Origin of the sequence: Thetidibacter halocola, assembly GCF_018224955.1 — a bacterium.
GTDB classification, from domain to species: domain Bacteria; phylum Pseudomonadota; class Alphaproteobacteria; order Rhodobacterales; family Rhodobacteraceae; genus Thetidibacter; species Thetidibacter halocola.
Genome location: NZ_JAGTUU010000005.1, coordinates 289,816 through 302,583, shown reverse-complemented (window position 1 = coordinate 302,583; position 12,768 = coordinate 289,816). Strand labels below are relative to the sequence as shown.

Sequence of the window (12,768 nt, the reverse complement as noted above, 5' to 3'; positions counted from 1 at the left end):
GCCTTGGCCCGCGACGCAAGCAGCGACGATTTCACAACACCGCTGAAACGCCTCTTCCTGGCGATCGTGGTGCTGTGCCTGCTGGGCCTGTTCCTGCTGTGGCGGATCGATTCGCCGCGCGTCGAGCGCTTTCGCGCGCAGGTGGTGGACGCGGTGATCCCGAACATGGACTGGGCGATGGCGCCGGTCACCGCAACGGTGAACATCGTTCGCGATTTCCAGAGCTATCAGCGCATCTACGAACAGAATCAGGAGCTTCGCCGCGAGTTGCGGCAGATGACGGCGTGGAAGGAAGCGGCGCTGCAACTGGAGCAGGAGAACGCCCGGCTGCGCGACCTGAACAACGTGCAGCTCGATCCGCGCCTGACCTATATCACCGGCGTCGTGCTGGCGGATTCCGGCAGCCCGTTCCGGCAATCGGTGCTGATCAACGTAGGCTCGCGCGACGGCATCGTGGACGGTTGGGCGACGATGGACGGGATCGGCCTGGTGGGGCGGATCTCGGGCGTGGGCGCCAACACCGCCCGCGTGATTCTGCTGACCGACGCCACAAGCCGCATCCCGGCGGTGATCCAGCCTTCGGGGCAGCGCGCGCTGGTGGTGGGCGACAACACCGCCGCGCCGCCGATCGACTTTCTCGAGGATCCCGAACAGGTCCGCGCCGGTGACCGCATCGTGACCTCGGGCGACGGAGAGGTCTTTCCTCCAGGCCTGCTGATCGGCCAGGTGGCGCAGGATCCAGGCGGGCGACTGCGGGTGCGGCTGGCCGCCGATTACGAACGGCTGGAGTTCCTGCGCGTGCTGCGCGATCACGGCGCGCGCCGGGTCTCGGAACCGGGCGGACTGATCCTGCCCGCGACACCGCCCGCAACGCCCGGAACGGCCGAGTCCGCCGCCCCCGCAGAGGGCCAGCCCGATGGCTGAGCGCGCCGCATCCGAGCTCATCGGCATGCGCCTGGCCTATCTGGGGCTGGTGCTGGGCATCCTGTTCGTCAATCTTCTACCGCTCCAGACCGTGCCGGCGGGCTTTGCCGGGCCGGACCTGCTGGTGGCCCTGACACTTGCCTGGGCGCTGCGCCGGCCCGATTATGTCCCTGCCCTTTCGATCGCCGGCGCGCTGCTGCTGGCGGATTTGCTGCTGGGGCGGCCGCCCGGTCTCTGGGCGGCGCTGGTGTTGATCGCCGCGGAATGGATGAAGCGGCAGGAACGAAGGCTGCGCGACGGCACCTTCGTGGGCGAATGGCTGAACGTCGCGGGCCTGCTGCTGGTCATCACGATCGCGTATCGGCTGGTGCTGGGGGTCTTGATCGTGGCGCCCGGAACGCTTTTCCTAGCGGCCATGCAATACGGCATGACCGTCCTGGCCTACCCGTTTGTGGTGGCCGTCAGTTACATCGTCTTCGGTGTGCGCCACAATGCGCCCGGCGAATTCGACCCAATGGGGCGCGGCACATGAGACGCACGCCGAAGGAAACCGCCGAGAGCGCCACCCGCATCACCCGCAGGGCGCTGATGCTTGGCGGCGCGCAGCTGGCCTTCGCCAGCGTGCTCGGGCTGCGCATGCGGCATCTCCAGGTCGACCAGGCCGACGAGTTCCGTCTGCTGGCGGAAGAGAACCGCGTCAACATCCGCCTGATCCCACCGTCGCGGGGCCGCATCTTCGACCGCAATGGCACCATCATCGCCGATAACGAGCCGACCTACCGCATCACCGTCACCCGCGAAGATGCAGGCGACGTCGAGCAGGTGATCGCCCGCCTGGGCCAACTGGTCGAGCTGGACGGCGACGATCTGAACCGCGCCCTGACCGAGATGAAGCGCACACCGCCCTTCATCCCCGTCGCCGTGGCAGACCGCGTCGCCTGGGAGGACATCAGCCGCGTCGCGGTGAACGCCCCCGCCCTGCCCGGCGTCACCACCGAGGTCGGCCTCAGCCGAGTCTACCCCCATGCCGAGACCTTTGCTCACGTCGCGGGCTATGTCGGACCGGTCTCGGAACGCGATCTCGCCCGCTACGAGGATCCGCCGCCGCTGCTGCGCATCCCGCGCTTCCAGGTCGGCAAGGTCGGCGTCGAGTCGAAGTTCGAGGAGATGCTGCGCGGCGAACCCGGCACCAAGCGGGTCGAGGTCAACGCCGTGGGCCGCGTCATGCGCGAGCTTGACCGCCGCGAGGGCGAACCGGGCGCCGACATCCAGCTGACCATCGACGGCGGGTTGCAGGATTACATCAAGGCACGCCTCGGGCCCGAAAGCGCCTCGGCCGTCGTGATGGACCTCGAAAAGGGCGACCTGCTGGCCATCGCCTCGTCGCCGTCCTTCGATCCCAACAAGTTCGTGCGTGGCATCTCGGTGCCCGACTTCGCTGGATACCGCGACAACGACCACCGCCCGCTGGCCTCCAAGACCGTGCAGGACGCCTATCCGCCGGGCTCGACCTTCAAGATGGTGACGGCGCTGGCGGCACTGGAGGCCGGTGTCATCACCCCAGACGAAACAGTCTGGTGCCCCGGCCACATGGAAATCGGTACACGCCGCTTCCACTGCTGGAAACGGGTCGGCCACGGCCACATGAACCTCGAGGAATCGCTGCGCGAAAGCTGCGACGTCTATTACTACGACCTTGCGCTGAAGGTCGGAATCGAGCGCATCGCCGAGATGGGCCGCCGCCTGGGCCTTGGCGTCGCGCATGACATCGAGATGTCGGCGGTGACCGCCGGCCTGATGCCCGACAAGGACTGGAAGCGGCGCGAGCGCGGCCAGGAATGGCGGATCGGCGATTCCGTCAACGCCTCGATCGGCCAGGGCTTCGTGCTGACCTCGCCTTTGCAACTGGCGGTGATGACCGCGCGGATCGCCACCGGGCGCAGCATCGAGCCGCGGCTGGTCAAGACGATCAACGGGGTCGAGACGCCCACGCGCGGCGGCGCCGACCTCGGCCTGAGTCCCGGGCACCTCAAGCGCATCCACCGGGCGATGTATGCGGTCAGCAACGACCGCCGCGGCACCGCCTACCGGTCTCGCATCCTGGCAGAGGACATGCGCATGGCCGGAAAGACCGGCACGGCGCAGGTGCTCAACCGCGTCGTGCGCAACGAGGACGTGCCGTGGGAGGAACGCGACCACGCGCTCTTTGTCGATTTCGCCCCGTGGGACGCGCCGCGCATCGCGGTTTCGATCGTGGTGGAACATGGCGGCGGCGGCTCGGCCGCGGCGGCCCCCATCGGGCGCGACATCACGCTTCAGGCGCTGTATGGCGGCACGCCCCCGCTCGACGCCTATCCGGCTGCGGACCGCTCGCGCATCGAGGCGTTGCAGGAACGGCTGGAACGCGAGCGCCAGGAGCGCGAGGCCCAGGCGAGGTCGCGCGCATGAGCTATCTTGAATACAACGTAAAGACCGTCCCGTCGGGATGGCGCAAGGCGCTGCACCTGAACTGGCCGCTTGTGCTGCTGCTGACCGCCGTGGCGGGCGTCGGCTTCCTGATGCTCTACTCGGTTGCAGGCGGATCGTTCAGCCCCTGGGCCGAGCCCCAGATGAAACGCTTTGCGCTGGGCCTGGCGGTGATGTTCATCGTGGCCATGGTGCCGATCTGGTTCTGGCGGTCGATGAGCCTCGTGGCCTACCTCGGAGCGTTGTTCCTGCTGGTGCTGGTCGAATTCTTCGGCACCATCGGCATGGGCGCGCAACGCTGGATCGACCTCGGCTTCATGAGGTTGCAGCCCTCGGAACTGATGAAGATCACGCTGGTGATGTTCCTGGCCGCCTATTACGACTGGCTGCCGCTGAACAAGACCTCACGGCCGCTCTGGGTGCTGCTGCCGGTGCTGATCATCCTCTTGCCGACCGCGCTGGTTCTGACCCAGCCCGACCTCGGCACGGCGATCCTGCTGGTAACAGGGGGCGGGTTGCTGATGTTCCTCGCCGGCGTGCACTGGGCCTATTTCGGCACCGTCATCGCCGCGGGCGCGGGCGGCATCTGGCTTGTCTTCGAAAGCCGCGGCACCGACTGGCAGTTGCTCAAGGATTACCAGTTCCGCCGCATCGACACATTCCTCGATCCCTCGTCCGACCCGCTCGGCGCGGGCTATCACATCACCCAGGCCAAGATCGCCATGGGCTCGGGGGGCTGGACGGGGCGCGGCTTCATGCAGGGCACGCAATCGCGGCTCAACTTCCTGCCGGAAAAGCATACCGACTTCATCTTCAACACGCTGGCAGAGGAGTTCGGCTTCATCGGCGGGTTCTCATTGCTGCTGCTCTACGTTCTGGTGCTGGTCTTCTGCATCGTCTCGGCGCTTCAGAACCGCGACCGGTTCTCGTCGCTGCTGATCCTCGGGATCGGGTTGACCTTCTTCCTGTATTTCGCCGTGAACATGTCGATGGTGATGGGCCTCGCCCCGGTGGTCGGCGTGCCGCTGCCGATGGTCAGCTATGGCGGCTCGGCCATGCTGGTGCTGATGGTCGCCTTCGGCCTGGTGCAGAGCGCGCATATCCACCGCCCGCGCTGACATCGCCCCTTCATCTTGCCGGAAGAACTCCGGGGAGTCGCCGAAGGCGACGGGGCAGAGCCCCCTCGTCGCGCCGCCTGTCGTGCTGTGCTAGGTCTGGGGCGAATCCGCAAGAGAGACGCCCATGACCGCCAATATCCTTTTCGCCGCCCGCTCCGAGCTCTGGGCCGAATACGAAACGCCGCTGCACGCCGCGCTGGACGCCGCCGGTCTCGACTGTCGCCTGGCGACCGAAATGCCGCCCGAGACGGTCGACTACATCGTCTACGCGCCCAATTCGGCGGTGCAGGACTTTGCCCCCTACACGCGGCTCAAGGCGGTTCTGAACCTCTGGGCAGGGGTCGAGGGTGTCGTCGGAAACACGACGCTGCGGGTGCCGCTCTGCCGGATGGTCGACGAGGAAGGGCTGACCCAGGGCATGGTCGAATGGGTCAGCGGCCACGTGATGCGGCACCACCTGGGGATGGACGCGCATATCGTGAACCCCGATCACCGCTGGGACCCGGTGGCGCCGCCGCTGGCCTGCGACCGGCCGGTTACGGTGCTGGGACTGGGCGCGCTGGGATCGGCCTGCGCGCGGATGCTGCGCGGCCTGGGCTTTGCGGTGACAGGCTGGAGCCGGTCGGAAAAGCGCATCAGCGGAATCCGCTGCCTGCATGGTGACGACACGCTGGCGACCGCACTGCGGGGCGCGCAGGTCGTCGTTCTGCTGCTGCCGAACACGCCGTCAACGCAGGATGTCCTGAACGCCTCGTCCCTGGCTCTGCTGGCGCCCGGCGCCTTCGTGGTCAATCCCGGCCGCGGCGCCCTGATCGACGACGACGCGTTGCTGGCCGCACTCGACAGCGGGCAGGTGGCGCATGCGACGTTGGACGTCTTCCGGATCGAACCGCTGCCGAAGGACCATCCGTTCTGGGCGCATCCCCGTGTCACCGTCACGCCGCATATCGCGTCCGAGACGCGCCCGCCCTCGGCCGCCCGCGTCGTGGCCGAGAATGTGCGCCGCGGCGAGCGCGGCCTGCCCTTCCTGCACGTGGTGGACCGCGACGCGGGCTATTGAGCCGCGCGCCAACGGTTGCCGGGGCTGGGGGCTCTGCCCCCGTCCCTTCGGGACTCCCCCGGAGTTTATCCGGCAAGATGAAGCAGAGGATGGCCTTGCAGCTGCGAAGGAGACGCTAGCGCCGGTAGCGGAAGGTGCCTGTTCCCTTGGCGATCAACTCGCCAGTCTCGTCGCGGATCTCGCCTTCGGCGAAGAAGGTGGACTTGCCGCCGCCGGTCTTGCGACCCTCGGCGAGGAAAACCGCACCGCGCGGTCGCGACAGGTATTGCACGTTCAGCGCCAGCGTCAGGCACATCTGCCGGAGGTCTGGATCGCCCGTCCAGCAACCGGCATAGCCCATCACGGTGTCGAGCAGCGCGGCGTGGATGCCGCCATGCGGATTGCCGTGGCGGTTCATCGTGAAGTCGACGAGGGGCAGCTCGAACCGGGCAAAGCCCTCGGACCAGTCCAGCATCTGCATGCCGATATGGGCTGCGAAGGTGTAGGGGTCTTCGCGGAACCGGTCATCCATGATCGCGGGCCTCCAGTCCCAGTTCGGCAAAGCGCGGCACGAATGTGCCCAGCCGCAGCCCCTTTTCCGGGTTGGCCGCGTTGCCGTCCAGCGCGCGTTTCTTGACCCCTTGCAGGATCGCCGCCATTCGGAAGAAAGCGAAGGCCACGTAAAAGCCGAAGCGGTCGGGACGGTCGATGCCACGCCGCGCACAATAGGCGGTCACAAAATCCTCGTCCGAGGGCAAGCCTGCCGCCGCCCGGTCAATGCCGGACAGGCCCCGCCCTTCGGCCCCGGGCGGCAGTTGCCATTGCATGATGACGCCCGCGAGGTCGGCAAAGGGATGACCCAGCGTCGACAACTCCCAGTCGAGCACTGCAAGGATGCGCGGGCCGTCCGCCTGATACAGCAGGTTGTCGATGCGGTAGTCACCATGCACCAGGCAGCGCATCCCGTCTTTGGCGGGCATGTGAGCGCCCAACCAGTCGATCAACGCCTCCATGGGCGCTATCTCTCCGGTCTCGGAAGCGCGGTATTGCTGCACCCAGCGCGAGAATTGCCGTTCGTAGTAATTTCCGGGCGGGCCGTAATCCGACAGGCCAACGGCCACGACATCGACATCGTGGATCGCAGCCAGGACGCGCCCCATCTCGTTCATGATCGCAGTGCGCGCCTCGGGCGTCTCGGCGGGCATCGACGGATCGGCGATGGTGCGACCCGCAACATGCTCCATGACATAGAACATCGAGCCGATCAGGGCGTTGTCCTCGCACAGTGCGATCATGCGGGGCACCGGCACCGGCGACCCGGCCAGCGCGCGCTGCACGCGGAATTCTCGATCGACCGCATGGGCCGATTTCAGAAGGGCGCCCGGCGGCTTGCGCCGCAGCACCCAGGAGCCCGAGGGGCTGTCCAGCCGATAGGTCGGGTTGGACTGGCCCACGTCGAACTTGACCGTGCTCAGCGGCCCCGAGAAACCCGGCACATGCTCAGCCATCCAGTCCGACAGACGGTTCAGGTCCATGCCACCCCCTGCTTCTTCTTGTTACAAATAATCAAACCTGACGCCCGCCTCACGCACCCTCGTTCGAGTATTTGCGCAACTCCGCCCGCGCCACCTGCCGCCGGTGCACCGCGTCCGGCCCGTCGGCAAAGCGCAGCGTGCGGACATGGGTCCACATATGCGCCAGGTCGAAGTCCTGGCTGATCCCCGCCGCGCCGTGCAGTTGCATCGCCTCGTCGATCACCTTGCCCGCCATCAGCGGCGCCACGACCTTGATCTTGGAAATCCAAGGCTGGGCGGCGCGCACGCCCGCCGTATCCATCATCCACGCGGCCTTGAGGCAAAGCAGGCGCGCCATCTCGATCTCCATCCGCGCATTGGCGATGATGTCGTAATTGGCGCCCAGGTCGATGATCCGCTTGCCGAAGGCTTCGCGCGACAGGCCCCGGCGGCACATCATTTCCAGCGCCTTTTCCGCCTGCCCGATGGCGCGCATGCAATGGTGGATGCGTCCCGGACCAAGCCGACCCTGCGCCACCTCGAAACCGCGCCCCTCGCCCAGCACGATGTTCTTCGCGGACACGCGGACATCGGTGAAGCGGATGTGCATATGGCCATGCGGGGCGTCGTCCTGGCCGAAGACCTCCATCGGGCGCAGCACCTCGATGCCGGGCGTCGCGGGGTCGAGCACGAACATGGTGTGGCGGTTGTGTTTCGGCGCGTCCGGATCGGTGCAGGCCATCAGGATATACAGCGCGCAACGCGGATCGCCCGCACCCGAGATCCACCATTTCTCGCCATTCAGGACAAAGTCATCCCCGTCCCGCTTCGCCTCGAACGCCAGTTGCGCCGCGTCGGACGACGCCAGACCCGGTTCCGTCATCACGTAGGCCGAGCGGATCTCGCCCTCCAGCAGCGGTGCCAGCCAGCGGTCCTTCATCCATTGTTCGCCGTAGCGCTCCAGCACCTCCATGTTGCCAGTGTCGGGCGCGTTGCAGTTGAAGACCTCGGCGGCGATGGACACCTTGCCCATCTCCTCGGCGAGATAGGCGTATTCGACGGTGCTCAGGCCATAGCCCCGGTCGCTGCCGGTCAGCCAGAAGTTCCACAGATCGCGCGCCTTCGCCTTGGCCTTGAGCCCGTCCAGGATCTCCAGCTGCCGGGCTGTGTGGTGGAACCGGCCTTTGGGGTGCTTGCCCACCTCGGCGTGGAACTCCGCGTCCAGCGGCGCGATCTCGTCCTCGATCATGCGCCGCACTGTCTCGACCAGCGGTTTCACCCGCTCCGTCATGCCAAGATCCATATCCCTCTCCTCTGTCGATGCCCAAGCCCGCGCGCGGCCGGTCCGGTGCGGCGGGGTGGGCGGGTGGGCGCCGCGCCGGGGCGGCCGCGCGCGGGCGTCTATTCCAGGAAGAACCGCGTGATCCAGCTGGCCACAAGGGCCGGGCGATCCGCACCCTCGATCTCGACCGCGACATCCCAATGCACGTCGAGAGCGCCCTCGCGCTCGTCGACTCCGGCAACGCTGAACCGGCCGCGGATATTGCTGCCCACCCGCACGGGCGAGACGAAGCGGATCCGGTCGAACCCGTAGTTCACGCTCGACGCAAAACCCGCAAGCCCCTCTGTCACCTCGTAGGACATGGCCGAGAGCATGGACAGCGTCAGGAACCCGTGCACCACAGCGCCCCCCATCGGCGTCTGCGCGGCGCGTTCCTCGTCGAGATGGATGAACTGCCAGTCCTCCGTCGCATCGGCAAAGGCGCGGACGCGCGCGGTGTCCATCGCGAACCAGCGCGTTTCGCGGGGGGCGAGGCTGCGCAGCTCGTCAGCCAGCATCGGGCAGCTCGTAGCCGTCGAAGCGCTGTCGCAAGGTCAGTTTCGACACCTTGCCGGTCGCGGTCAGCGGCAGCGCGTCGATCATCTCCATCGCGTCGGGCAGCTGCCATTTCGCCACGTGGTCCAGCATCAGGGCGTGGATCTCGTCCAGCGAGGGCGGATCGTCCGCGTCACGCGGCACCACGACCAGCAGCGGGCGTTCGTCCCACTTGGGATGCGGCACGGCGATCACCGCGCAATTGGCGACCTTGGGATGCGCCATGGCGATGTTTTCGAGGTCGATAGACGAAATCCACTCGCCCCCCGACTTGATTAGGTCCTTCGACCGGTCCTGGATCGACAGGAAACCATGCGGGTCGATGCTGGCCACGTCGCCCGTGCCGAACCAGCCCTCGGCGTCGAAGGCCGATTTAGACGCCTCGGCATTCTCGAAATAGCCCGCGATGATCGTGTTGCCGCGCACGAACAGCTCGCCCACCGCCTTGCCGTCATGCGGCAGGCGCTTGCCCTGCTCATCGTTGATCTTCAGCTCGACACCAAAAACCCGGCGACCCTGCCGCGCCTTCAGCGCCATGCGGCGCTCGAACGGCAGGTCGCTCATCGAGTCCGACAGCTGGCCATGGGTGCCCACCGGGCTCATCTCGGTCATGCCCCAGGCGTGGCAGACATCGACGCCGCGTTTCTCGAAGAACTCGATCATCGCGCGCGGCGCGGCAGAGCCGCCGATCACCAGCTGTTTCAGGCTCGAGGGCAGCGCGCCGCGCTTCTCGATCTCGGCGCGCAGGCCCAGCCAGACGGTCGGCACACCCCAACTGGCGCTGACACTCTCGGTCTCCATCAGGTCGAACAGCGACGCGCCGTCCAGCTTGCCCCCCGGCATCACCAGAGAGGCGCCGACGATCGGCGCGGCATAGGGCAGGCCCCAGGAATTGACGTGGAACATCGGAACGACAGGCAGCACGCGCGCCCCCTCGTGCAGGCTGCGGGGCAGCGTGACCGCGATGGACAGCGCATGCAGCACCGTCGAGCGATGGGAATAAAGCGCGCCCTTGGGGTTGCCCGTGGTGCCCGAGGTATAGCACAGGCCCGCCGCGCTGTTCTCGTCCAGCAGCGGCCAGTCGTAGAATTCGGGCTGGCCGGTCAGCAGGTCCTCGTAGCAATGCAGGTCCAGCGCCGATTCGGGCATGTGCCCCCGGTCGGTCAGCACCACCAGCATCAGGTCGGCGGGCAAGTGTTCGACCAGCGCCTCGATCAGCGGGACAAAGGTCAGGTCGAAGCACAGCACCCGGTCGCCCGCGTGGCGGATGATGTACAGCATCTGTTCGGCGCTGAGGCGCGGGTTGATCGTGTGGCAGACCGCGCCCATGCCGGCGGTCGCGAAATACAGTTCGAAATGCCGGTAGCCGTTCCACGCCAGCGTCGCCACCCGGTCCCCTTGCCCCACGCCCAGCGCGCCCAGCCCATGCGCCAGCTGCGCGGCGCGGGCATAGGCCTCGGCATAGGTCTCGCGGTGAACATCTCCCTCGGTCCGGACCGAGACGATCCCCGCCCCCGGATGCGCTTCTGCCGCATAGCGCAGGATCTCGATAATCGAGAGCGGCATAGTCATCATCATGCCTTGCATCGGGCGCTCCTCCCTTGCCGTCCGCGTGTCGTGGCATAGGGTGATCCCAAGCAGCAGCCGGGCGCAACCCGTTTTCCGCCCGCGAAAGGAGAGACCATGACAGACCAGATGCGCCGCATCACGCTGGCCCGCCGCCCGCAGGGCATGCCCGTTCCGCAGGATTTCGCGCTGGACACCGCGCCCCTGCCCAACCCTGCCGAGGGCGAGGTGCTGGTCGCGGTCGAATGGCTCTCGCTGGACCCTTACATGCGCGGCCGGATGGACGACGTGCGCAGCTATGCCCCCTCGGTCGGCCTCGGCGAGGTGATGACCGGCCAGGGCACGGGCCGCGTGCTGGCCTCGCGCGCGCCGGGTTTCGCCGCGGGCGACCAGGTCACCGGCATCACCGGTTGGGCCAGCCACGCGGTTCTGCCCGCCCCGGGCCTGCGCAAGCTCGACGCAGGACTGCCGCCCTCGACCGCGCTGGGCGTGCTGGGCATGCCCGGCTTCACCGCCTGGACCGGCCTGCGCGAATACGGCCGCCCCAAGGCCGGCGAAACGCTGGTGGTGGGCGCCGCGACCGGCCCGGTGGGCTCGCTGGTCGGGCAACTGGCCAGGGCCGCGGGCTTGCGCACCGTGGCGGTTGCGGGCGGGCCCGAGAAATGCAGGCTGGCGACGGAGACCTTCGGCTTCGATGCCGCCATCGACCACCGCGCACATGACGACGCCTCGAGCCTGCGCAAGGCGCTGGCGCAGGCCGCGCCGGACGGCGTCGACATCTACTGGGAGAATGTGGGCGGCAAGACGCTCGAGGCGGTGCTGCCGCTGATGAACACCCATGGCCGCATCCCGGTCTGCGGCACGATCGCGTGGTATGGCGGTGCCGACGGCGCGCAGGATCGCCTGCCGATGGCCTGGCGCGCCATCCTCGTGAAACGCCTGCATGTCCACGGTTTCATCATCTTCGACCACTGGCAGCACTTCCCCGAGTTCCTCGCCGACATGGCCCCCAAGGTCGCCGCGGGCGAAATCGCCTTTCTCGAGGACGTGGCCGACGGGCTGGAAAACGCGCCCGAGGCCTTCATCGGCCTGCTGCAGGGCCGCAACCGCGGCAAGCAGCTCGTTCGGGTCTGACCCGCGCTCCCCAAGCGGCAGAGGGATTCACGCAGGTTCCGCGAGGTCCGGATCGAATCCCTGCCAATTGACAGCCCCGCCCCGCCTTGCTACGCGGCGCGCCTCATCCGGAAAGGGGCACGATCATGGGACGCAAGCGCAAGGGACGCGACATTTCCGGCTGGCTGGTGGTGGACAAGCCCGCGGGCATCACCTCGACCGCCGTCGTGAACAAGGTGCGCTGGGCGCTCCAGGCGAAGAAGGCGGGTCATGCGGGCACGCTGGATCCCGAGGCGACGGGCGTGCTGGCCATTGCGTTGGGCGAAGCGACCAAGACCGTGCCCTACATCACCGACGCGCTCAAGGCTTATGTCTTTACCGTGCGCCTCGGGCAGGAGACCAATACCGACGACGCCGAGGGCGAGGTCACCGCCACCTCTGACCAGCGCCCCACCGATGACATTGTCAAGGAAGCCCTGCACGGTTTCGTCGGAGAGATCATGCAGGTGCCCCCCGCCTTCTCGGCGGTCAAGGTCGACGGCGAACGCGCCTACAAGCGCGCCCGCGACGGCGAGGAACTCGACCTCCAGGCCCGGCCGCTCTGGGTCGAAAGCCTGGTGATGCTGGACCGCCCCGATGCCGACCATGTGGAACTGGAAATGGTCTGCGGCAAGGGCGGCTATGTCCGCGCCATCGCCCGCGACCTTGGCCGGAAACTGGGCTGCCGCGGCCATGTCCTGCGCCTGCGCCGCACCTGGTCCGGCCCCTTCGAGGCCGAGGACGGCCTGACGATCGACCAGGTCGACAAGCTGGCCCAGACGCCCGACCTCGACACCCATATCCGCCCGCTCGAAGAAGGGCTTGCCGACCTGCCCGAACTCAAGGCAACGCCCGAAGGCGCCACCCGCCTGCGCCACGGCAATCCCGGCATGGTGATCCCTGCGGACGTGGAATACGGCGACGAGGCCTGGGCCAGCTTCGAGGGCCGCGCTGTCGCCGTGGGCCGCTACAAGGCCGGCGAATTGCATCCAGACCGCGTGTTCAATCTCTGAGCACGCCGCCGCCCTGCCCTTCTTCTGGCTGAAAATATCTCGGGGGGTCCGGGCGGCAGAGCCCCCCCGGCGGATCGACGCGGCGCCAGCCGCGGCGAAA

Annotated in this window: 12 protein-coding genes; 7 read left to right on the top strand and 5 right to left on the bottom strand. The window is 67.5% G+C overall.

Annotated features, from left to right (window positions below; genetic code table 11):
• The first annotated feature begins 3 nt into the window (after positions 1-3).
• The 5 genes from mreC (at position 4) to KB874_RS14205 (ending at position 5,568) form a co-directional block, all read left to right on the top strand.
• Complete coding sequence (gene mreC, locus KB874_RS14225; RefSeq protein ID WP_212537203.1) at positions 4-924, top strand: rod shape-determining protein MreC; 921 nt, start codon at positions 4-6, stop codon at positions 922-924.
• Entirely contained in the window at positions 917-1,456 is a 540-nt protein-coding gene (locus KB874_RS14220; RefSeq protein WP_212537202.1) for a rod shape-determining protein MreD, read from the top strand. The genes mreC and KB874_RS14220 overlap by 8 nt, the downstream gene beginning before the upstream one ends.
• Complete coding sequence (gene mrdA / locus KB874_RS14215) at positions 1,453-3,372, top strand: penicillin-binding protein 2 (protein ID WP_212537201.1); 1,920 nt, start codon at positions 1,453-1,455, stop codon at positions 3,370-3,372. Before KB874_RS14220 ends, mrdA begins: the two co-directional genes overlap by 4 nt.
• Positions 3,369-4,508 carry a rod shape-determining protein RodA gene (gene rodA / locus KB874_RS14210; protein WP_212537200.1) on the top strand — a complete coding sequence of 380 codons (1,140 nt, stop codon included), beginning with the start codon at positions 3,369-3,371 and terminating at the stop codon, positions 4,506-4,508. The genes mrdA and rodA overlap by 4 nt, the downstream gene beginning before the upstream one ends.
• 124 nt (positions 4,509-4,632) lie before the next feature.
• Complete coding sequence (locus KB874_RS14205) at positions 4,633-5,568, top strand: 2-hydroxyacid dehydrogenase (protein WP_212537199.1); 936 nt, start codon at positions 4,633-4,635, stop codon at positions 5,566-5,568.
• Between the two features lie 115 nt (positions 5,569-5,683).
• Here KB874_RS14205 and KB874_RS14200 read toward each other — a convergent pair whose 3' ends face one another.
• The 5 genes from KB874_RS14200 to KB874_RS14180 form a co-directional block, all read right to left on the bottom strand.
• Positions 5,684-6,079 (bottom strand): PaaI family thioesterase, encoded by a 396-nt coding sequence (locus KB874_RS14200; RefSeq protein ID WP_212537198.1) that lies wholly within the window; start codon positions 6,077-6,079, stop codon positions 5,684-5,686.
• On the bottom strand, positions 6,072-7,082 hold the full coding sequence (locus KB874_RS14195) for a phosphotransferase family protein (RefSeq protein WP_212537197.1): 1,011 nt from the start codon (positions 7,080-7,082) through the stop codon (positions 6,072-6,074). Before KB874_RS14195 ends, KB874_RS14200 begins: the two co-directional genes overlap by 8 nt.
• Before the next feature lie 49 nt (positions 7,083-7,131).
• Entirely contained in the window at positions 7,132-8,364 is a 1,233-nt protein-coding gene (locus KB874_RS14190) for an acyl-CoA dehydrogenase family protein (protein WP_212537196.1), read from the bottom strand.
• Positions 8,365-8,462: 98 nt separating this feature from the next.
• Positions 8,463-8,900, bottom strand: a complete 438-nt coding sequence (locus KB874_RS14185; protein ID WP_212537195.1) for a MaoC family dehydratase — start codon at positions 8,898-8,900, stop codon at positions 8,463-8,465.
• Positions 8,890-10,524: a long-chain fatty acid--CoA ligase gene (locus KB874_RS14180; RefSeq protein WP_212537194.1), complete on the bottom strand. Its 1,635-nt coding sequence runs from the start codon at positions 10,522-10,524 to the stop codon at positions 8,890-8,892. The genes KB874_RS14185 and KB874_RS14180 overlap by 11 nt, the downstream gene beginning before the upstream one ends.
• Before the next feature lie 96 nt (positions 10,525-10,620).
• On the opposite strand from KB874_RS14180, the gene KB874_RS14175 reads away from it, so the two are divergent.
• Complete coding sequence (locus KB874_RS14175) at positions 10,621-11,637, top strand: NADP-dependent oxidoreductase (protein ID WP_212537193.1); 1,017 nt, start codon at positions 10,621-10,623, stop codon at positions 11,635-11,637.
• Positions 11,638-11,762: 125 nt separating this feature from the next.
• On the top strand, positions 11,763-12,668 hold the full coding sequence (gene truB / locus KB874_RS14170; RefSeq protein ID WP_212537192.1) for a tRNA pseudouridine(55) synthase TruB: 906 nt from the start codon (positions 11,763-11,765) through the stop codon (positions 12,666-12,668).
• Positions 12,669-12,768: the final 100 nt, after the last annotated feature.